This is a genomic window from Nonlabens xylanidelens (genome assembly GCF_002934445.1).
GTDB classification, from domain to species: Bacteria; Bacteroidota; Bacteroidia; order Flavobacteriales; family Flavobacteriaceae; genus Nonlabens; species Nonlabens xylanidelens.
Genome location: NZ_PTJE01000009.1, coordinates 13,569 through 33,980 on the forward strand (window position 1 = coordinate 13,569; position 20,412 = coordinate 33,980).

Annotated in this window: 23 protein-coding genes; 10 read left to right on the top strand and 13 right to left on the bottom strand. The window is 34.6% G+C overall.

The genetic code is table 11. The annotated features are described in order from the left end of the window. Window positions 1–57: 57 nt before the first annotated feature. Window positions 58–1,128, top strand: a complete 1,071-nt coding sequence (locus LY01_RS13840) for a putative type IX sorting system protein PorV2 (protein WP_104516610.1) — start codon at window positions 58–60, stop codon at window positions 1,126–1,128. 69 nt (window positions 1,129–1,197) lie between these two features. Beyond that, window positions 1,198–2,823, top strand: a complete 1,626-nt coding sequence (gene lnt / locus LY01_RS13845) for an apolipoprotein N-acyltransferase (RefSeq protein WP_104516611.1) — start codon at window positions 1,198–1,200, stop codon at window positions 2,821–2,823. Here the strand turns inward: lnt and LY01_RS13850 are convergent, their stop codons facing one another. The 5 genes from LY01_RS13850 to LY01_RS13870 form a co-directional block, all read right to left on the bottom strand. Continuing rightward, window positions 2,824–4,185: a sugar transferase gene (locus LY01_RS13850; protein WP_104516612.1), complete on the bottom strand. Its 1,362-nt coding sequence runs from the start codon at window positions 4,183–4,185 to the stop codon at window positions 2,824–2,826. A gap of 58 nt (window positions 4,186–4,243) precedes the next feature. Continuing rightward, window positions 4,244–5,257 (bottom strand): glycosyltransferase family 4 protein, encoded by a 1,014-nt coding sequence (locus tag LY01_RS13855; RefSeq protein ID WP_104516613.1) that lies wholly within the window; start codon window positions 5,255–5,257, stop codon window positions 4,244–4,246. Then, window positions 5,257–6,630: an O-antigen ligase family protein gene (locus LY01_RS13860; RefSeq protein WP_104516614.1), complete on the bottom strand. Its 1,374-nt coding sequence runs from the start codon at window positions 6,628–6,630 to the stop codon at window positions 5,257–5,259. Before LY01_RS13860 ends, LY01_RS13855 begins: the two co-directional genes overlap by 1 nt. An 84-nt stretch (window positions 6,631–6,714) precedes the next feature. Continuing rightward, entirely contained in the window at window positions 6,715–7,041 is a 327-nt protein-coding gene (locus LY01_RS13865) for a MerR family transcriptional regulator (protein ID WP_104516615.1), read from the bottom strand. Window positions 7,042–7,076: 35 nt separating this feature from the next. Next, window positions 7,077–8,057 (bottom strand): M23 family metallopeptidase, encoded by a 981-nt coding sequence (locus LY01_RS13870; protein ID WP_104516616.1) that lies wholly within the window; start codon window positions 8,055–8,057, stop codon window positions 7,077–7,079. 154 nt (window positions 8,058–8,211) lie between these two features. Here LY01_RS13870 and alaS point away from each other — a divergent pair, with 154 nt between their 5' ends. The 6 genes from alaS to LY01_RS13900 all read left to right on the top strand — a co-directional run bounded on the left by alaS (window position 8,212) and on the right by LY01_RS13900 (window position 13,740). Continuing rightward, entirely contained in the window at window positions 8,212–10,833 is a 2,622-nt protein-coding gene (gene alaS, locus LY01_RS13875; RefSeq protein ID WP_104516617.1) for an alanine--tRNA ligase, read from the top strand. Between the two features lie 98 nt (window positions 10,834–10,931). Further along, complete coding sequence (locus LY01_RS13880; RefSeq protein WP_104516618.1) at window positions 10,932–11,441, top strand: hypothetical protein; 510 nt, start codon at window positions 10,932–10,934, stop codon at window positions 11,439–11,441. 127 nt (window positions 11,442–11,568) lie between these two features. Then, window positions 11,569–11,862, top strand: a complete 294-nt coding sequence (locus LY01_RS13885) for a hypothetical protein (RefSeq protein ID WP_104516619.1) — start codon at window positions 11,569–11,571, stop codon at window positions 11,860–11,862. Between the two features lie 11 nt (window positions 11,863–11,873). Beyond that, window positions 11,874–12,152, top strand: a complete 279-nt coding sequence (locus LY01_RS13890) for a hypothetical protein (protein ID WP_104516620.1) — start codon at window positions 11,874–11,876, stop codon at window positions 12,150–12,152. Between the two features lie 47 nt (window positions 12,153–12,199). Then, window positions 12,200–13,117, top strand: a complete 918-nt coding sequence (locus LY01_RS13895; RefSeq protein WP_104516621.1) for a GSCFA domain-containing protein — start codon at window positions 12,200–12,202, stop codon at window positions 13,115–13,117. Further along, a complete protein-coding gene (locus LY01_RS13900; RefSeq protein WP_104516622.1) occupies window positions 13,117–13,740 on the top strand; it encodes a DUF4230 domain-containing protein in 624 nt (207 codons plus the stop codon). The genes LY01_RS13895 and LY01_RS13900 overlap by 1 nt, the downstream gene beginning before the upstream one ends. Window positions 13,741–13,745: 5 nt before the next feature. Here LY01_RS13900 and LY01_RS13905 read toward each other — a convergent pair whose 3' ends face one another. The 4 genes from LY01_RS13905 to LY01_RS13920 form a co-directional block, all read right to left on the bottom strand. Next, window positions 13,746–14,081 (bottom strand): hypothetical protein, encoded by a 336-nt coding sequence (locus LY01_RS13905; protein ID WP_104516623.1) that lies wholly within the window; start codon window positions 14,079–14,081, stop codon window positions 13,746–13,748. 135 nt (window positions 14,082–14,216) lie between these two features. Beyond that, complete coding sequence (locus LY01_RS13910; protein WP_104516624.1) at window positions 14,217–14,687, bottom strand: hypothetical protein; 471 nt, start codon at window positions 14,685–14,687, stop codon at window positions 14,217–14,219. Beyond that, window positions 14,684–15,196, bottom strand: coding sequence for a hypothetical protein (locus tag LY01_RS13915; RefSeq protein ID WP_104516625.1), 513 nt, complete (start codon window positions 15,194–15,196; stop codon window positions 14,684–14,686). Before LY01_RS13915 ends, LY01_RS13910 begins: the two co-directional genes overlap by 4 nt. 30 nt (window positions 15,197–15,226) lie before the next feature. Continuing rightward, entirely contained in the window at window positions 15,227–15,775 is a 549-nt protein-coding gene (locus LY01_RS13920) for an RNA polymerase sigma factor (RefSeq protein WP_104516626.1), read from the bottom strand. 111 nt (window positions 15,776–15,886) lie between these two features. On the opposite strand from LY01_RS13920, the gene LY01_RS13925 reads away from it, so the two are divergent. Beyond that, a complete protein-coding gene (locus tag LY01_RS13925) occupies window positions 15,887–16,618 on the top strand; it encodes a Bax inhibitor-1/YccA family protein (protein ID WP_211289303.1) in 732 nt (243 codons plus the stop codon). Window positions 16,619–16,670: 52 nt separating this feature from the next. After that, complete coding sequence (locus LY01_RS13930) at window positions 16,671–17,471, top strand: zinc-dependent peptidase (RefSeq protein ID WP_104516628.1); 801 nt, start codon at window positions 16,671–16,673, stop codon at window positions 17,469–17,471. A gap of 69 nt (window positions 17,472–17,540) precedes the next feature. Here the strand turns inward: LY01_RS13930 and LY01_RS13935 are convergent, their stop codons facing one another. The 4 genes from LY01_RS13935 to LY01_RS13950 all read right to left on the bottom strand — a co-directional run bounded on the left by LY01_RS13935 (window position 17,541) and on the right by LY01_RS13950 (window position 20,319). Then, window positions 17,541–17,906: a hypothetical protein gene (locus LY01_RS13935; RefSeq protein WP_104516629.1), complete on the bottom strand. Its 366-nt coding sequence runs from the start codon at window positions 17,904–17,906 to the stop codon at window positions 17,541–17,543. Window positions 17,907–18,041: 135 nt separating this feature from the next. After that, window positions 18,042–19,733, bottom strand: coding sequence for an energy-dependent translational throttle protein EttA (gene ettA, locus LY01_RS13940; protein WP_104516630.1), 1,692 nt, complete (start codon window positions 19,731–19,733; stop codon window positions 18,042–18,044). Further along, window positions 19,720–20,139, bottom strand: a complete 420-nt coding sequence (locus LY01_RS13945; RefSeq protein ID WP_104516631.1) for a hypothetical protein — start codon at window positions 20,137–20,139, stop codon at window positions 19,720–19,722. The genes ettA and LY01_RS13945 overlap by 14 nt, the downstream gene beginning before the upstream one ends. Next, on the bottom strand, window positions 20,140–20,319 hold the full coding sequence (locus tag LY01_RS13950) for a CAL67264 family membrane protein (protein ID WP_104516632.1): 180 nt from the start codon (window positions 20,317–20,319) through the stop codon (window positions 20,140–20,142). It lies immediately after the preceding gene. Between the last annotated feature and the right edge of the window lie 93 nt (window positions 20,320–20,412).

The following is a 20,412-nucleotide window of genomic DNA, read 5'->3' on the forward strand; positions in this document are numbered from 1 at the left end:
ATTATCATAGTTATTAACTCAGAAACTAAGATATTTGTGACTTACTAAAATTTGTACTTGAAAAATTATTACTTTTTACTATTTGCTTTATGCTCTGTATGTGCCCAAGCGCAGACATCTAGAGCCTATTCTAACGAATTTTTAAATATAGGAGTAGATGCCGCAGCTCTAGGAATGAGTAATGCTGTCGTGGCTAGTACAGATAATGTAAATTCTGTTTACTGGAATCCTGCTGGATTAATAAGAATGGAAGAGCAAGAACTATCCTTAATGCACTCGAGCTACTTTGCTAACATTGCTCAATTTAATTATGGAGCATATGCCATGCCTATAGACGATCAAAGTGCTTTTGGCTTTTCTGTTATACGATTTTCTGTAGATGACATTTTAAATACCACACAGCTTATAGACGATCAAGGAAATATAAACTACGATCGTATTTCTACCTTTTCTACCGCAGACTGGGCTTTTACATTCTCCTATGCTAGAGAGTCAAAACTAGATGGTTTTTCTTATGGCGCAAATGCCAAAGTTATACGCCGTGTCATAGGTGAATTTGCAAGCTCATGGGGTTTTGGATTTGATGTAGGGTTACAATTTAAACGTGGCGACTGGCAGGTAGGTTTTATGGCACGCGACATTACAACTACCTACAACACATGGGCTATTGATGAAGAGAAGTTTGCCGAAATAAGCGGTGCTGTAGAAAATCAGAATCAGGAATTACCAGAAACTACCGAGATTACATTACCTAAATTACAGCTAGGTCTAGCGAGAACATTTACATTTCACTACGACCACGTTCTTACTGCCGAGGTTGATCTGAACATGCGATTTATACAAACTAATGATATTATTTCTAGCAGTGCCGTAAGTGCTACACCAGCGCTAGGTCTAGAATATGGATTTACCGACTTAGTATTTGTGCGTGCAGGAGTAGGTAATTTTCAAAACGTGCAACAACTAGACGGTAACGACAGTGTCACCTTTCAACCTAATATAGGTATAGGTTTTAAGTACAAAGGAATCGCAGTAGACTATGCACTTACCGATATAGGAGATTCTAGCGAGGCGTTGTATTCTAATGTCTTTTCAGTCAATATCGACCTATCTGTTTTCAGTAAGTAAGAGATTAACTTCCTATTCGATTTTTAATTATATGCAAAGACCTTAACTTAGCAACAGATTAATTTATACATGAAACTTACCAGCATATTACTAGCCATTTTATCAGGAATTCTATTATGGTTAGGATGGCCTACTTATGGGTTTGCAGGGCTATTATTTGTCGCATTTGTGCCATTACTTATTTCAGAACGTAAATTGCGTTTAAGCGATGGTAAAAAAATCGCTGGAAAAGTATTCTTACACTCCTATCTTACTTTTTTCATTTGGAATATCGCAACAACATACTGGTTGTATTTCTCCACGCCATTTGGTATGTGGTTTGCTGTTTTAGTAAATACAGCGTTAATGAGTCTGGTTTTCTTAGGTTATCATTACCTAGCTAGAAAAGCAACACAAGGCGCAGCACTTACCTTTCTCGCCTGTTTATGGATCAGTTTTGAGAGATTGCATTTGGACTGGGATTTTTCATGGCCTTGGCTCAATTTAGGTAACGGTTTTAGCGAGACTACCTCTTGGATTCAGTGGTATGAGTATACTGGTACCTTTGGCGGTTCTTTATGGATATGGCTGGTTAATATATTTATTTTTATTGCTCTGTTACGCTTTCGCGAAAGCGGACTTACCACAAAGCGCAAATTCATTATCAAACGCTCTCTAGTACTTACAGCTATAGTCATAGTTCCTATACTTATTTCACAGGCCCTAGTCATAGATAGCATACCTTTTCAAAAAGGTGATGGTACAAATGTCGTGATCGTACAACCTAATATTGATCCATATCAGGAGAAATATTACCTCACTAACGATAGTATTATTCAAACTATCATGAGTCTGGCAAAACCAGAAATGGACCAGTTTACCGATCTAATTATTACACCAGAAACCGTACTAGCAGATGACGTACGGCTGAATAACCTCACTCAACTTAAATTCCACCCTACAGTACTTTCCGTAAGACAAGAATTATACGATTACCCTAATACCAATTATCTAGGTGGTATTTCTATAGATGAAGTGTTTACAGATAAACGTAGAGCGACCGGTCAGACTAATTTATTTAGAGATGGGAGAACGCTTTACAACAGTTACAATAGCGCTATGTTTCTATCTGCTAGTGGCTCTTTAGGATTGTATAATAAATCAAAACTAGTCGTAGGTGTTGAAAATTTCCCCTACAAGAGTATACTGCAACCTATTTTAGGTGACGCTATGCTAGATTTAGGCGGTACCGTTTCTACTAAGACTACTCAAGAAGATAGAACTGTATTTACGGCTATCGATTCTACCGTGATCGCTCCGGTAATATGCTACGAGTCTGTTTATGGAGATTACGTAACTGATTATGTGAAAAATGGCGCACAAATTTTAGCCATTATTACTAATGATGCCTGGTGGAATGATACACAAGGACACAAACAACATTTAAGTCTGGCTAGATTGCGAGCTATCGAGAATAGAAGATGGATAGCACGTAGTGCAAACACAGGTATAAGCGCTATAATAGATGATCGTGGTGCTATTAAACAATCACTAGGTTATGAAAAGCAAGGTATTTTAAAAGGAACGTTACTCCCTAAAACAGAGCTCACATTTTACACCACTCATGGAGATTATATTGCTAGAATAGCCACAGTAATGGGATTGTTTGTACTTCTCTTCAGTATTTTTAGAAGAGGAAAAATGAAGCGAAAATAACTACTGACCTTTAAAGAAGATTACTGTACTTAGTGTTTTTACTATTATTCTTATATCTAAAAACACACTGCGTTTTTTGATATAAAATAGATCGTACTGCAGTTTTCTTAAGTGATCTTCGTCAGTAACACCATATTTAGTCTTTACCTGTGCCCAACCTGTTAAACCTGGTTTTACGACATGGCGCGTTTCATAAAAAGGAATTTTTTCTGACAGTTGTTCTACAAATATCTCTCTTTCTGGTCTAGGGCCTATAACACTCATATCCCCTTTCAGGATGTTTAAAAATTGAGGAAATTCATCTATACGTGTAGCTCTCAAAAACTTACCGAACTTTGTAATACGTGCGTCATTCACAACAGCAAATTGTGCTCCAGATTTTTCTGCATCGGTAACCATTGTTCTGAATTTAATAATCTTGAATAGTTTTCTATTAAGACCTACTCTTTCTTGTGTATAAAATAAAGGACCTCTATTGCCTATTAAATTCCCTAAAAAAACAAATGGAACTAATGCTATACCTATAAGTATACCTAAAACAGAAGCTACTAAATCAAATAAACGATGATATACTAAATACAGTCTATTTTGATTATTACGTGCAAATGGAAAGTACCTATAAAAATCTTTACCTACATATTGTACAGGTACTCTATCTGTCATTTCTTCATACACTTGAGTGTATTCTCTAACAGAATAGCCGTTTTCTACTAGTTCAATAAGCCATTTATAAAGATTAGAAGTTATTCCTTCTACCTCATTACTAGCCACGACTATCTCTGTAACGGACTGATCATGTAATAACTCGTGAGCATCTTTTATACCTATAGATTTAACTCCTACTATATGACCTTGCTCTATTGCTGGACCTGTATTTATAAAACCGCTTATATTATAATTAGGATCTACGTCTTGCAAAGTTTGAGCTACCAATGCTGCATCACTGGAGTCTGCAATGATTATGATATTCTTGTTAAATCTAGAACTAGCAAATAATTTTATATAAACAGCTCTCCATAAAAGCAATGGTAAGGTAACTGCTAGATAGAAGTATAAAATCTGTATTCTATTTTCTGGTAGTACCGGTGTAAAAAACGGTGTCAGTAAATACACTAACGATGTTACCGATCCTGTACTTACAGCACTTCTTAGAGTACCAGTAATACGACTGGCTCTTTGAAGGTTATACATTTCAAATACTGTAGCAAAAAACAATAAATAACCTGCGAGAATCACAGACCACATCCACTGTCGCTCATTGATCAAAAAATAATCAAATTGAAAAATGATTCCTAATAAATACAAAGCACATAAAACCACTATAACATCAATAAAACGCAACAGTATTTTGCGTTCAGACATTTCAAAATGAATAGGTTTTGACACTTTGGTTAAGCTTTAAGCATGTAAATATACATTTTTATACGTCTAGCAATGCTCTCCAATCTTTACTTACTTCACTCCATGAAAATTGATGAGCGTACTTTTTTGCTGTTTTAATGATGGTGTCACACTCTAACGGACTTGTTATCAACTCATCTACCGATTTCACCATCGCATTAACATCATTATCCGGAATTAATTTACCAGTAATTCCATTATCAATAAGATAAGAAATACCACCTACATTAGTGGATATGATAGGTAAACCTAATGCCATAGCTTCTATTAAACTTACCGGTAAGTTGTCAAAATGCGTCGTATTGATAAATATGTTCTGTGATTTACTTAATTCTACCCATTGTTTTTTAGATAATAATCCTGTAAAAGTCACTTTTATATCTAGACTATTAGCCAGTCTTTTACATGCCATTTGGCTACCATCTTTATCTGGACCAACCATAGTTAGACTAGCTGTGGGATATTTTTCTTTAAGTTCTTTTAAAACCAGTACTGCCATTTGCGGATTATAAATTTCGGCAAATGAACGTACCCAAAGTAATTTAGGCTCTGTTATTGATCTTTCTGTAAAAGGATAATTTTCTATTTCAATAAAGTTATTGATCTTAATAATATTGTTAAACCCTGCATTTATAAATGCTGAACTTAAAAAATCACTTGGACTTATTACTTTATAAGCGTTATCAAGAAAATGTTTAATGGCTTTAGGATTTTTCTCTATCCTACTAGGTAAATTACCTCCATGTAATATAGGAATGTACTTAATATTCAAGGACTTACAAATACGCGAGATAGTGATTGCATACCAAAAGTTCTTAGTACTATACGTATCAATTAACACCACGTCTGCCCATTTTCTATTTAAGTAGGTCATGCGCATCATGTGCAACATGCGTTTGCTTATGTTTTTTACAGAAGAGGCATACCTAACCTGATAACCTTCTTTTTGTAACAATGGCCCTAAGGTATCTATAGTTGTAGCTGTTGCACCTTGTTGCGCTAGTTTGTTACCTATGTAGAGGATATTCTTCATTAAGCTACTGCAATAATGGGAGATTCTAATTCAGTTTTTTGTTTTTTCTTAACCTTAGGTTTAAATACATAAAGTAGTGATAATCCATAGAAAAAAGCAGGGGCTGCAATACGCATCGCACTGTGATTAATAGTAGCAATCCAGAAAATCAGGAACGCATAAAAATAGATATTTCCTTTATGTGAAAGCCGGAATATGAGTGGTGTAAATATTAAAACCAGTAAAGACAGTATACCTATACTGCCATGCTCAGAAAGTAATCTACTGGTCTCGTTATGAGATGCGGCCAGAATACCATCTTTTTTTGCCCTATAGTATTTTACCTGACCTGCTCCTATACCTGCAATAGGATTCTCTAAAAAAGCCTCAATTTCTATCGATATTAATTTTGCCCTTCCTGTAGATAAATCAGACTTAGCCCTTCCTGCCGCATCTTCATTTGCATATCGTTTATCTATAAGACCATTAGTTACAAGAGAAGTAAAACCCCATGCTAGTAATAGCCCTAAACCTATTACCGCTAACTTGGGTAAAAATGAAATCCTAAACTCAGATCTTTTTAAAATAAATAAGGTCACTATAACGGCTATAATCATTAAGAATGCCGTAATAACTCCACCACGTGAAAAGGTAACCCAACCTCTATATGTCATTCCTAATAATAGAGTAATATCCATGACATTATACCACATATTTTTAATACGTAAAAAACGTACAAAGCAAATAAACATACCTATACCTAATGCTGTTGCGACCTGATTAGGCCCATAACCACCAGAAGCTGCAAAGTTAGAAGCCGTATCTGTAATCACGTCACGTATATCTGGTGTCACCACAAATAGATAAAACATGAGCATGACTATAGGCCCTACACTCAATTTTAAAATCTCGTCTAGTCTATCAGTACTTATTCTACGCTGGAAACAGTAAATAGCGACTATACCTAGCGTTACCGGACCACTTAAATTAAAAGCTACAGCTTTTCTTAAAGACTCTGATATAGGTATATTTTGTGATGCAACCACGATACTGGGGACCAACAGCAGTAAGTAGAACACAAAGGGAATCGATTTCAGTGAAAAACCGCGCAGTAATATACCAGCCAGCATAAAGGCTATCACTAGATATTTAATCATCTCATAGAAAAACAGCGCACTATTCATACGCAAGAAAACCTCTAAGCAGGATAGATAACAACAGGCCAGTATAACCTCCATGTTCTTATCTGCACTCGTAAATAGTCTTAGTATAAAATATATAATTGCTCCATAAAAAAACACCTTAATTAAAAATGGAAAAGCGATCATAAAGATCGTGATCAGAATATGGCCTGCTATTATAAACGGATAAGGCAGTTTCTCAAACTTGATCATTAAAAATGGGAGGAATTAAGTGTCATCACAAAACGCAAATTTACTGTAATAAAAATAAGGCTTATTATTTTTGGTAAATCTAGATTATAACTGTGCTTTAATTTTAAGCAACTCGGCTTTAACATGTTCTAGTTTGCTTATTATTTCAAAGGTATTAAGCTCATTTTTATGATTTTTCATATAATCTTGAGCACCGTCTAGTGTAAAACCTTTTTCTTTTACTAGATGATAGATGGTTTTAAGGTTTTCTATATCTGTTTTAGAAAACTTGCGATTACCTCTTGAATTTTTTTTAGGCTTTAAAACGTCAAATTCTTTTTCCCAAAAACGCACCAAAGATGCATTTACTTGAAATGCTTTGGTTACTTCTCCCATGGAGTAGTATAATTTTTCTGGAAGTTCTATATGCATGATATGCTTATAACGTGTTTAAATATACTTTCATATTAATCTAGAGAAATATTTTCCTGTTGCGATTTTTGTAGCAACGCATTGAACTCATCTGGTGTTAGATTACCATAATAAAAGTTGATAGGGTTAATACGTTCTTTGTCTTTAAAGACCTCATAATGTAAATGTGGCGCTTGTGACCTACCGGTACTACCTACATAACCTATAATATCACCACGTTTCACCTTTTGTCCCGGACGCACATTATAAGGTTTGGACCTTCTTAAATGCGCATAAAGCGATACATAACCAAAACCGTGGTCTATTCTTATATGGTTTCCATAACCAGAGCTATTAGCATCTGCTCTTTCTACCAAACCATCTCCTGTTGCAAATACTGGTGTCCCTCGTGGCGCTGTAAAATCCATACCAAAGTGAAATTTTCTAGTCTTGTTAAAAGGATCTGTACGGTAACCATAACCACTCGCCATACGAGTTAAATCTTGATTACGCACCGGTTGTATAGCAGGTATAGATGCCAGTAATTTCTCTTTATCTTCTGCTAGAACTGCTATTTCTTCTAGCGATTGTGACTGTATTGCTGTTCTTTTTTTAAGTCTATCTATAGATTCTCTTAACGCAATTATCTTTTTTGCACTAGGTTCTCCCTCATATTCCTTATAACGATTCACCCCACCAAAACCTGCCTGACGCTGCTCTGCAGGAATAGGGTTTGCGTCAAAGTAAATGCGATAAATATTATTATCACGATCTTCTATATTTTCAATAACTGTAGACAGTCTAACCACATCATCCTGTACATCATCTAGTTGCAGCTTTAGATATTCTATTTTATCGCGTGATTTTTTTAATTCTGGAGATTCTAAGAAAGCATCAGCAAAGAAAAAACATCCCAAACCGAAACAAAAACTCACTACTAAAAACAGCAAGCTGCGGAAAAAAAACCTCCTTTTCTTAGTCTCTACCTTACGGTAAGAAAGCGTTTCAGAATCGTAGTAATACTTGACCTTTGACATATGGTTTATTATGCTATTTTTGTGACACTCTACGAGATAAAAATAAGTAGAAAAAAGTTAGTAATTATTCCGCTTTCGCGAAAGCGAGATCATAACCTACTTTATCACGTATAGCAAAAATAAGAAAATTGAATTAACCGCTAGTATAGCCAGAATGAAGTCAAAACAAATACGCCAAACATTTCTTGAGTTTTTTGAAAACAAAAAACACCAAATCGTTCCAAGTGCACCCATGGTGATCAAAAATGATCCTACCCTGATGTTTACTAACGCTGGTATGAATCAATTTAAAGAATACTTCTTAGGAAATTCTGATCCTAAAAATAACCGTATTACAGATTCTCAAAAATGCTTGAGAGTAAGCGGTAAACATAACGATCTAGAAGAAGTAGGTGTAGATACGTATCACCACACGATGTTTGAGATGCTGGGTAACTGGAGTTTTGGCGATTACTTTAAGAAAGATGCGATTTCATGGGCGTGGGAATTACTGACTGAAGTTTATGGTATCGATAAAGACTGCCTTTATGTAACCATTTTTGAAGGTGATAAAAGTGAAGGCCTAGAACGTGATACAGAAGCTTATGATTACTGGAAAGAACTCATAGACGAAGACCGTATTCTTAACGGAAATAAAGCAGATAACTTTTGGGAAATGGGCGCACAAGGACCTTGTGGACCATGTTCTGAAATACACGTAGACATAAGAAGTAAAGAAGAAAAAGCAGCAGTAGATGGCGCTACTCTTGTTAATATGGATCACCCACAGGTGGTAGAAATATGGAATCTAGTTTTCATGCAATACAACCGCATGGCAGACAGTTCTCTTAAAAATCTACCTAACCAACATGTGGATACCGGTATGGGATTTGAGCGTCTTGCTATGGTATTACAAAATGTACAGTCTAATTATGATACAGATGTTTTTACACCTCTTATTAGAGAAATAGAAACCATAACTGGACATACTTATGGAAAAACAACTCAAGAAGATATCGCAATACGTGTTATTGCAGACCATTTGAGAGCTGTTTCATTCTCTATTGCAGACGGACAACTGCCTTCTAACAATGGTGCTGGTTATGTAATACGTATGATATTGCGTCGTGCGATACGTTATGGATTTACTTACCTAGGTAAAAAAGAACCATTTATTTACCAGTTAGTAAATACACTTTCTAAGCAAATGGGTGATGCGTTCCCAGAGCTTAAATCTCAAAAGAACTTAATACTTAATGTGATTAAAGAAGAAGAAGCTTCTTTTTTAAGAACACTAGAAAATGGACTTACTCTTCTAGATTCTATGATCTCGGGCATGAAGTCTGCTGGTTCTAAAACTCTAGATGGTAAAAAAGCATTTGAGCTTAATGATACTTATGGGTTCCCTAAAGAATTAACGCGTCTTATATTAAGCGAGCAAGGTCTAGAAATGGACGAAGAAGGATTTGCCATTGCTCTTAAAAAACAACAAGACGACTCTCGTAAAGCTAGCGCGACAGAAACTAGTGACTGGACTGTTCTAGTAGATGACGATACACAAGAGTTTATAGGTTATGATAAACTAGAGGCAGATGTGCGTATATCTCAATACCGTAAGGTAACGAGTAAGAAAGATGGCGAGTTATACCAAATAGTATTTAACATGACTCCGTTTTATGGAGAAAGTGGTGGACAGACAGGTGATAAAGGTTATCTAGAAAGTGCTAGTGGTGACACGGTTTACATCATAGATACTAAAAAAGAAAACGGCCAGACCGTACATTTAACTAAGAACCTACCTAAAGAAATAGGTGGTACTCATAAAGTAGTGGTAGATGCAAAGCAACGTGCACGTACTGCTGCAAATCATACAGCTACTCACCTACTGCACCAGGCGATGCGTAAGATATTAGGTACTCATGTAGAGCAAAAAGGTTCTATGGTAAGAAGTGCTAGTTTAAGATTTGACTTCTCACACTTCTCTAAAGTAAGTGCAGAAGAACTAGTAGAAATAGAAAACTTTGTAAACGCACGTATTAGAGAACAATTATCTCTAGAAGAAAATCGCGATAACACATATGACCAGGCAATGGAAGATGGTGCTATAGGATTATTTGGCGAGAAATATGGTGACGTAGTTCGTACCATTAAATTCGGTGAGAGTAACGAGCTTTGTGGTGGTACTCATGTAAAAAACACTGGAGACATCTGGCATTTTAAAATCACTAGTGAAAGTGCTGTTGCATCTGGAATACGACGTATAGAGGCAATTACTAGCGACGCAGTAAAAGATTTCTTTACAGAGCAATCAAAAAGCTTTGAAGAAATTAAAGCCGTTTTAAAGAACCCTACTAAAAACCCAGCAGAATCTATTGCTGCGCTACAAGATGAAAATGCTTCTTTGAAAAAAGAAATCGAGCAACTTCTTAAAGCTAAAGCTGGAAACCTAAAAGGTGATTTAATAGCAAGTGCAAAAAGCATTAATGGAGTGAACTTTATCGCTACAAAAACCGATCTAGATGCAAAGTCTGTTAAGGAGCTAGTTTTTGATATTGAGAGAGAAATGGAAAATCTTTTCTTAATCATAGGAGCAGCAAACGGAGAGAAAGCAACTCTAACGGTAATTCTAAGTAAGAATCTAGTAGAAGAAAAATCACTAGACGCTGGTAAAATAGTTAGAGAACTAGGTAAACACATTCAAGGTGGTGGCGGTGGCCAGTCTCATTTTGCAACGGCTGGTGGTAAAAATGCTGCTGGAATAGATGTGGCTCTTGCTGCTGCTGAAGGGTTGATCTAATTTTCTTTTTATTATTACAAAATGAAAGGAGTAGAGATAAATTGATTTTATAAAACATCCTGATATTAATAACAGAAAAACTCATAATAATAAGCTACATGAAAAAAGTATTCCTAATTATTTTTCTTATCGTAATCTCATCTTGTTCATCTGATGACGAAAACTGTCTTAATTCACTTACTACACTTAGAGAAACGGTAAGACCTACAGAATTAAAAGAAATATATAGCGATGTAAATTATAAAATCAATTTGTCGCGTTTTATTACTCCTAACGGTGATGCTGTAAATGATATTTACGTAATTTACATAGAGGATTTAGTTAATAACACATTTTACGTTTCAGATGACTTTGGTATTAATGGAAATATCATTGACGCTAATTCTAGTGAAGATCCTACTTTATTTTTTACCACAATTGATTTAAAAGTATCGACAAATTGTACCACTGTTTATGAATCATCTGACATCAATGATTATTTGTGGCGTCTCGATTTTCAAAATCCAGTCGATGAAGGAAATTATAATCTAGACCTTACACTTACTATGTTTAATAGCGATGTAATTACAGTCTCAGACAACTTCGATTTATACTACACACTACAATAATATTGAGTTAAAAAGACTCCAAAAACTTGTGGCCTATTTTATTTCAAATAATCCATTTAATTTGTTTTTAGAGTTTGATTTTCCACTCAAACTGTAACATTTCTTCATCAAAAGCTACTCATATTATATGGGAATAGCCACTAAACATTTACTCGATAAAATAGACCGCATACGTGCAAAGGGTGACCAGCGTAGAGCAGACCGTATACATGACGCACGTTTTGCTACTGCATCTTTGTATAAGACAGCTGGCACATGCAAGGTTTTCACAGCACGAGAAGTAACAGCTGCCAAAGAAGTATACCAACAGAAATTACAAAAAAGTAGAATAAAACACAAAATCATCTGGATCTTAACCATAATCCTAACACCAGTGTGCTTTTATCTAGGTTATTTATTTCTATTCATGTTTGACTTTTAAAATTATAGATAATGGGATCGCTAGCATTTATTACAGCCATAAAAACTAATGCAAAACAGTTAAAATCTAGATCTAAATTTAAAGGACTAGATGCTGAAACTGGCATCTACAAAGGAAATATTAATAAAAAAGACTTTTCACCAGAACAAATACAGGCCGCAAAAGATGCCTTTCAATTGCAGGTAAAAGCAGAGAAAAAGAAAACACTTATAGTACTACTCCTTACCATAGTATTAGTCCCTATTTTGATATATGGACTTATAAAACTCTATCTATTTACATTTGTTTAAACCTTAAATTAAGATCGTACCTTTGAATGAATTGATCTTAATATCCCATGAAACTTAGCACACCTGTTCCTGTTTTAAAACTATCTAGCCCTATAGATTACAACTCTAAAGTGGTTCTATTAGGTAGCTGTTTTACCGAGAACATAGGTTCTAAGCTATCCTATTATGGCTTTGATACGAGTATAAATCCTTTTGGGATTATTTTTAATTCCACTAGTTTGAGAGTATTAATAGATCGAGCTATTCACCATAATCCGTTTACACGAGAAGATATAGAAGGTGATTATTCTTATCTAGTGCATTCTGATCTTAATAACAAAGATCAAAATCTACTATTAGATCAATTAAACACAGCTTTAAAAAAACTAGAAACAGATTTAAAACAAGCCACTCATCTATTTATAACTCTGGGTACTGCATGGGTCTATCGTCATATAGAAAAGGATATAATAGTTGCCAACTGTCATAAACAACCGCAACAATTGTTTATTAAAGAACTGCTCGATACAGAATCCATAAATAAGGATCTAACGTATATTTATCAATGGATAACAGAGGTGAATCCAAAAATAAACATCACCTACACCCTATCGCCGGTGCGTCATATTAAAGACGGTTTTATAGAAAACACACGTAGTAAATCGAGATTGCACGACGCGATACAGACTCAGGTCGATTTAACTAACGCCACTTATTTCCCTGCTTATGAAATTGCGATGGACGAGTTGAGAGATTATAGATTCTATGCTCGTGATATGGTACATCTTAATGAGATAGGTATAGATTTTATATGGTCTCGCTTTCGCGAAAGCGGACTTAATAACAACACCCTAACACAACAAAAAGCGGTAGAGAAATATAGAAAACTATCTCAACATCGTGCTACAGATACAGAGGCACATCAACTGCAAATGCAACAGATGCATGCTAAAATAAGTAGGCAATATCCTGATATAAAATTATAATGAAAGACATATTTAAATATATCATAAGTGGTTTAATAGCGGTTTCTATATTTTATTTGGGCTCTAGATTGCTAGATAGAAATGAAGATCGTGAGTTATTACTAGCGCAAACGGCACTGATACAAAAGGAAATTAACAACACGAGTAAACTGGTGGTCACAGAGATGAAATATGCTAAGGTATTTACCTATGAAGGTACAAAATCCTATGGTTGGGACTTTTTTAGAAGTCAAAAAAGCGCGATAATAATTTCAAATGCCGAGGCTCAAATATCATATGACCTTAAGCAGTTAAAACATGAACTAGATCCTGAATCAAAAACTATTTTTATTACTTACATACCTCAACCAGAAATTAAGGTTAATCCCCATTTAGATTATTTTAAAATGGATGATGGTATTTTAAACAAATTTGAAGGTAGAGACATTAATAAGATGGAGAGACAGATAACGGCAAAAATTAAGGAAGATATTCTAAAAGATGAAGTTATAAAAAATGCTCAAAACAGATTATTAACTGAATTGAGCAATATTTATTTATTGAGCAGTTCTATGGGCTGGAAACTGGTTTATAATGATACAGAGATTAACAGCACAAAAGAAATGGATGCTATCCTATTCTAGAGATCTTATTCTGTGATTTCATAAGCCTCTGCAGCTTTATCAAATTCTGCTTCTAGTAACTGGTAATATTTATTATAAATCTCCTTTTTAATATTACACAATTTACCATTGCTCTCTAAAGCGGTAGAAAATTCTTCTTGAGTAATTTTCTTATCCATAAAGTCTTTAGTTAACTGCGGGCGTTCTTGTTTACATGCTGCATAATTGTTGTATGCCTGTACATATAACTTATACGTTTCACTGCTTTTTATAGGATCTTGTGTATCATTTTGAGAATCTGACGGCGTTGTATTGCAGCTGGTAAATAATGCGATACAAAGAATGATAAGAACTTTTTTCATTAGGTATAGTTTTATGCGTTAAAAATAAAGACTTGTTATTTTTAATCAAAATTAGAACTACACAAAATAGGTCCTAAAAGCGAAAATCCCTTTCTGAACCAACAGAAAGGGATGTTCTAAACTAACCAAACCAAATTATTTATTACGTCTACGCTCTTTGTATTCTCTAATCATTTTACGCCTGAAATCTAATTCGGCCTTTTTTAATTTGAGAAACCTCTTTGCTCCTATAACATTTATTATTTCATCGTGCTTATAATCTAAATTAGTAGCACTTATTTTTTGATCATAAGTTACCATCTGGTTTACATAAGCAACTGCTTGCTTTTCAGTCATGGTATCAAATTCACCTTCTAGCTTATTGATAAGCTTCTTTTTTTCTTTTTCTAGACGGTCTCGTTCATCTTTTACCTCATTATATAAAGGCCAGAATTTTTGAGCCTCTTCAGAAGTTAGGTCTAACTCTTTATTAATGTGTGCTATGGCAAGAGTTTTAATCTTATCATGCATTTCTTTATTACTGTGTCTATCACGATCTCCTTCTGGACCTTGTGCTTTTACCATAAAGGAAAAAAGCAATACTAATACTATTATTAAATTTTTCATTCTCTTATAATTTGATCTAATGTTGCGTCTTCCATAAGGTAGTCTAACAACTCGTTATCTGTAAATTCTTGTTCTATTTCAGTATCGTTAAGTATGCTATTATCTGCATATAATATCTCTACAGACTCTTCATCTTGTAAAAAATTAACGTCTACTATGTAATCTCTCAACTCTTGATCATTAAGGTCTGCAAAAGTAACTTCGTCTGTAGAAAACAGACCATTAATAGTTACAAAACCTATAAATATAGCTGCCATTGCTAACAATGGATACACCCATGTATTATTTTTTGAAGTTTTTAAAGTAACTACTTTTACCTCCTTATCTTCTTGTACTTCTTTTAAAATACGATCTTCTAGAGTAGAAAAATAATCTTTAGGAACACTAAAACCAGCGTGCTCTACTGCCTTATCTTTTTGTGTGTTTTCTAACACACGATCTGTAAGTGAATCAAAGTAACCCTCTGGCACTTTAAACCCTGCTTGTGTATGTTGATTATTGTTTTTCATATCCTTATGACTGTGTTTAAGTCAATTAGTTTAATTCACTTTAATAAATTGTTCTACTTTCTTTGCTGCTATGTGGTACGTACTTTTTACAGCACCTTCACTTAAATCCAGTATCGTCGCAATATCTTTAAATTTAAGATCGTCGTAATACCTATAGTTAAATACCTCTCGCTGTCTATCTGGTAATTGTGCAAGTGCTTTTTTAAGAGCTAGTTCTATCTCATCACTTGTAAAATAAACATCTGCCTCTAGTTTTTCAGTTAAATGATCTTGCAGTTCTTGAGAAGATATTTGTAAAGTCTTTCCTTTCTTAGTTAAAAAAGTCATGCTTTCATTATAGGCTATCCTAAACATCCATGTAGATAATTTACTATCTCCTTTAAAGTTTTTTACTCCTTTAAAGATTTTAATAAACACATTTTGCAACACATCGTCAGCGTCATCATGGACTACTACCATTTTTCTCACCTGCCAGTATAACTGTTCTTGGTATTGAGATACCAGCAGTCTAAACCCTTTATTAGCCGTAGCTTCATTAAGGATCAAAGAAATTATTTCTTGGTCTGGTGTTTTACTCATATATCTAAGACTCGCGCAAAGTGTAAAGGTTTAACAACTATAAAAATAATTTAAATCATTCATTAACATTAGGATAAAACATAATAATTATCTTCACGTTTTAATATAACTATGAATCAAGACCACACATCACATTACGACACCTCTTTCCAGCCACTATCTATAGTGAATGACGAGGCAAGAGCAATTTTTTATAAAAAGACCTATGGACATGTTGCTATCGCTACATTACTATTTGTGATTATAGAAGCAATTTTATTGCGCATAGAACCCCTAGTTAATTTTATGTTTAGTCTAACACAGGGCTGGACATGGTTGCTAGTATTAGGTGCATTTATGATGGCTACCTCTTATGCAGAAAAGATGGCGCATAAATCACATGACCGTACCCAACAGTATCTAGGCCTGTTATTATTTGTAGTTGCAGAGGCTGTTATATTCCTACCACTAATAGCTATTGCATTGCAATATCAGGCAGCTCTACAAGGTGGAGAAAGCAATTTATTAAGTCAGGCAGCCATCCTTACATTGGCTCTTTTTGCAGCGTTAAGCGCTGTAGTTTTAATTACTAAAAAAGACTTTTCATTCCTTAAAAGTATTTTATCTGTAGGTTTTATTATCGCAATAGGATTAATCATCGCAGGAATGATTTTCGGATTTGATTTAGGACTTTTCTTTAGCGGTGCTATGGTACTTCTTGCTGCTGGTTCTATACTTTACCAGACATCTAATCTGGTACATAAATACCACACAGATCAGTACGTAGGTGCAGCTTTAGGTTTATTCTCTTCTTTGATGTTACTTTTTTGGTACATCTTAAGAATTTTTATGTCTCGCGATTAATTTCTTAAATCTCATATCGCTTCAAGCAAATCCTAATAGTGAAACATTATGGATGGGACCTTATGTCATAGCTGGTATGATAATAGGGCTAGTTCTAGTAATAATTCATTTAAGTCTACGTGTTCTTCAAAGAAAGCGCGACTTTATATGGTACAGACAGTTATGGAGCAATGCACGGTTACCGCTTTCGCGAAAGCGAGTCCTAGAAACATATCCTTTTTACATCCATCTCTCTGAAAAATATAAAAAGCAATTTGAACATAGGGTGGCCACCTTTATAAAACAGAAAGATTTTAAACACAGGTATCAAGACACGGTAACTGATGAACAAGTGGTTTTAATAGCTTGTGTTGCATGTCGTTTAACCTTCGGTAGGCGCAATTACCTTTTTCCCAGGTTAAATACTTTATTACTTTTTCCAGAACCGTTTAAAAGTCCTGCTACACAAGAATACCATAAAGGTGAATACAATCCTATAGCAAAAGTTCTTGCTTTTTCATGGCCCGATTTTAAAGAAGGAATGGATATCGTAAATGATAACCTGCACTTAGGCCTGCATGAATTTACACACGTACTTCATATAGAAAGTGAGCGCAGTAGTGAGATAGATGCTTTACGTTTCAAAAAATTTACACGCAATATTCTTAGAGAACTCATGAAGCCGGCAGTGCGCAGCAAACTAGACAACACAAAGTTTTTTAGGGATTATGCTTTTACAAATCAGTACGAATTCATGGCTGTTCTTATAGAGTACTACTTTGAATCTAATAAAGATTTTAAAGAACAATTTCCATTAATGTATAGTCATCTAACTAAGGCACTTCTTTATGAAGAAGAATGGATTATTTCTTAATAGGCATTTAAAATATTAAGATTGTAAAAAAATCGACCGAGTAGACTTACTCTATTTATAAAAGATCACCTAATATCGACGCATATCATTACGACCTAAAAAGATAGCGCCTAGACCTGCTATAATAGGTGTGCTTATCAACCATGTACTTAAACCCTTACTTAAAAAAAGAGATATAACTGGTAATAATAAACCTAGAACAATAGCCACTATACCTCCATAAAACAATGCTTTACCTCTACTATGCAGGCCTTTTAATTGATCTAGACGTATAGCTCTTTTATCCACTCTTTTAACTATGTGTGCTATATCTTTTTGATCTGTGCCTTGTTCTTTTAGTGTATTGCGCAATTTTGAAAAATCCATTCTCTTTTCAGAAATTTCTTTTGCATAATGTTCTATCTGTACTGAAATGTCGGTATACTTATCAACCATTATTTAAACTATTAAGGAGTAAATCTAACTTATTAATAGAGAACCTAATTTAATATTAATGCCAAATAGTCGCATTAAAAAACCCCAAAGGTTTTAAAAACCTTTGGGGTAGTTATATAACAACTAAGAAAAGAACTAGTCTCTAGTTAATTTCTTATAACGTATTCTCTTAGGAGCGTGATCACCTAAACGTTTTTTCTTATTCTCTTCATACTCAGTAAAACTACCTTCAAAAGAATAGATTTGAGAATCTCCTTCAAATGCAATGATATGCGTACAAACTCTATCTAAGAACCATCTATCATGCGATATAATTACTGCACAACCAGCAAAGTTATCAAGACCTTCTTCTAGTGCTCTCAAAGTGTTTACATCTAGATCGTTTGTAGGTTCATCAAGAAGTAAAACATTTCCTTCTTCTTTAAGCGTCATGGCTAGGTGTAAACGGTTGCGCTCTCCACCAGAAAGCGTTGCTACCTTTTTGTTTTGCTCACTACCTGAGAAATTAAAACGACTTAAATATGCTCTAGAATTAACCATTTTACCACCCATCATGATCATGTCTTGACCATCAGAAAAGTTTTCCCAAATAGATTTATTTGCATCTATATTAGAGTGCGATTGATCTACATAAGCCAGTTGTACTGTTTCTCCTACCGTAAAAGATCCTTTATCCGGTTGTTCTTGATCCATGATCATTTTGAAAATGGTCGTTTTACCAGCACCGTTAGGTCCTATAATACCTACTATACCATTTTGTGGTAATACAAAGTTCAAGTCTTCATAAAGCAATTTATCGCCAAAGGCTTTACTCACTCCATTTGCCTCAATAACATTTGTACCTAAACGTGGCCCATTAGGAATATAGATCTCTAGCTTTTCTTCTTTAACTTTTTGATCTTCATTTAAAAGCTTATCATAATTACTTAGACGTGCTTTTTGTTTCGTCTGGCGACCTTTAGCTCCCTGACGTACCCAGTCCAGTTCTCGTTTAAGAGTTTTTTGTCTTTTAGACTCTGACTTTTCTTCTTTTGCAAGACGGTCTCCTTTTTGCTCTAACCAGCTAGAATAATTCCCTTTCCATGGAATACCTTCTCCACGGTCCAGTTCTAGAATCCATCCTGCTACGTTATCTAAGAAATATCTATCGTGAGTTACCGCAATTACAGTTCCTTTATATTGAGCAAGGTGTTGTTCTAACCATAATACAGATTCTGCATCAAGGTGGTTAGTAGGCTCATCCAGTAATAGAATTTCTGGTTGTTGTAATAATAATCTACAAAGTGCTACACGACGTCGTTCACCACCAGACAGGTTTTTAATTTCTGCATCTCCAGGTGGAGTACGCAATGCATCCATGGCTATTTCTAGTTTAGTATCTAGTTCCCATGCGTTTAATGCATCTATTTTATCTTGAAGAACAGCCTGACGATTCATCAGTTTCTCCATTTTATCTGCATCAGTATAAACCTCTTCTAGACCGAAGTCGTCGTTGATTTTATTATACTCATCTAGTACAGCAACAGTCTCTGCCACACCTTCACGTACTATTTCCATTACGGTTTTAGTCTCGTCTAATTGTGGTTCTTGTTCTAGATAACCTACATTATAACCTGGCAAGAAATTAATATCACCTTGATAGTTCTTTTCTATCCCAGCGATAATCTTCATCAGTGTAGATTTACCAGAACCGTTCAGTCCTAGAATACCTATTTTTGCACCATAGAAAAAACTAAGGTGAATATTTTTTAAAACTTGTTTTCCAGTACTTTGATAGGTCTTTGAAAGACCTGACATGGAAAAAATTACTTGTTTATCGTCGCTCATTTGATGTGCTTTTTTCTTGTAATATTTTATGTAATTGGGTTAAGGAATTGTCTTGATATCGCTTTCGCGAAAGCGTAACCGCATCCATCCCTTTAGATTTAATATAAAGACCTTTTTCAGAAAGATCCAGTTGTTCTAATTCTTTAAAGGTAAAACCAAAAGTTTTTCTACCTATTAATTTTACCGTAATCGATTTAAGACTGTAAGAAACAGAATTGCGTGTGGTAAAACCATCAAAATTAAGAAAGTAAAATAAAGTTACTGCTATAAGTGCTGTTATAGAACTGTACATTCTTAAGTCATTAAAGAAGAATACCGCAGCGCAAATAAGCATTATAAAGGCCAGCCCTAATATAACTTTATGACGCAAGGTGTTTAAATCTTTAAAATGAATAACTTCTCTCACTTACACTCTACCTTTAAGTGCATTAAAAACCCAGGCTATTGCAAAGAAACCTAGTCCTATTGCTGCAAAACCAAATCCTACATCTGTATAACGGTATGCGCCTAATGCTATTAAACCTATTCCTATAATTATCATGACTAACGTAGCCCAACCTAATACCCCATTCTTGTTCAATGCCATAGTTCAAAATTAGTTTGCAAATATACATAGTAAACTAAAGCTTTAGGCTTTTTAAGCAATCGTTAAACGGTACTTTATATGGATAGATAGAAA

Excerpts from the sequence above, each read along its gene's own strand:
- LY01_RS13935 (WP_104516629.1), bottom strand. The coding sequence starts at position 17,906 with ATGGTTGATAAGTATACCGACATTTCAGTACAGATAGAACATTATGCA.
- LY01_RS13850 (WP_104516612.1), bottom strand. The coding sequence starts at position 4,185 with ATGTCTGAACGCAAAATACTGTTGCGTTTTATTGATGTTATAGTGGTT.
- LY01_RS13915 (WP_104516625.1), bottom strand. The coding sequence starts at position 15,196 with ATGAAAAACAATAATCAACATACACAAGCAGGGTTTAAAGTGCCAGAG.
- LY01_RS13950 (WP_104516632.1), bottom strand. The coding sequence starts at position 20,319 with ATGGCATTGAACAAGAATGGGGTATTAGGTTGGGCTACGTTAGTCATG.
- LY01_RS13855 (WP_104516613.1), bottom strand. The coding sequence starts at position 5,257 with ATGAAGAATATCCTCTACATAGGTAACAAACTAGCGCAACAAGGTGCA.
- LY01_RS13930 (WP_104516628.1), top strand. The coding sequence starts at position 16,671 with ATGGGACCTTATGTCATAGCTGGTATGATAATAGGGCTAGTTCTAGTA.
- LY01_RS13870 (WP_104516616.1), bottom strand. The coding sequence starts at position 8,057 with ATGTCAAAGGTCAAGTATTACTACGATTCTGAAACGCTTTCTTACCGT.
- LY01_RS13900 (WP_104516622.1), top strand. The coding sequence starts at position 13,117 with ATGAAAGACATATTTAAATATATCATAAGTGGTTTAATAGCGGTTTCT.
- LY01_RS13905 (WP_104516623.1), bottom strand. The coding sequence starts at position 14,081 with ATGAAAAAAGTTCTTATCATTCTTTGTATCGCATTATTTACCAGCTGC.
- LY01_RS13895 (WP_104516621.1), top strand. The coding sequence starts at position 12,200 with ATGAAACTTAGCACACCTGTTCCTGTTTTAAAACTATCTAGCCCTATA.
- LY01_RS13880 (WP_104516618.1), top strand. The coding sequence starts at position 10,932 with ATGAAAAAAGTATTCCTAATTATTTTTCTTATCGTAATCTCATCTTGT.
- LY01_RS13885 (WP_104516619.1), top strand. The coding sequence starts at position 11,569 with ATGGGAATAGCCACTAAACATTTACTCGATAAAATAGACCGCATACGT.
- lnt (WP_104516611.1), top strand. The coding sequence starts at position 1,198 with ATGAAACTTACCAGCATATTACTAGCCATTTTATCAGGAATTCTATTA.
- LY01_RS13910 (WP_104516624.1), bottom strand. The coding sequence starts at position 14,687 with ATGAAAAATTTAATAATAGTATTAGTATTGCTTTTTTCCTTTATGGTA.
- LY01_RS13890 (WP_104516620.1), top strand. The coding sequence starts at position 11,874 with ATGGGATCGCTAGCATTTATTACAGCCATAAAAACTAATGCAAAACAG.
- LY01_RS13865 (WP_104516615.1), bottom strand. The coding sequence starts at position 7,041 with ATGCATATAGAACTTCCAGAAAAATTATACTACTCCATGGGAGAAGTA.
- ettA (WP_104516630.1), bottom strand. The coding sequence starts at position 19,733 with ATGAGCGACGATAAACAAGTAATTTTTTCCATGTCAGGTCTTTCAAAG.
- LY01_RS13925 (WP_211289303.1), top strand. The coding sequence starts at position 15,887 with ATGAATCAAGACCACACATCACATTACGACACCTCTTTCCAGCCACTA.
- LY01_RS13860 (WP_104516614.1), bottom strand. The coding sequence starts at position 6,630 with ATGATCAAGTTTGAGAAACTGCCTTATCCGTTTATAATAGCAGGCCAT.
- alaS (WP_104516617.1), top strand. The coding sequence starts at position 8,212 with ATGAAGTCAAAACAAATACGCCAAACATTTCTTGAGTTTTTTGAAAAC.
- LY01_RS13920 (WP_104516626.1), bottom strand. The coding sequence starts at position 15,775 with ATGAGTAAAACACCAGACCAAGAAATAATTTCTTTGATCCTTAATGAA.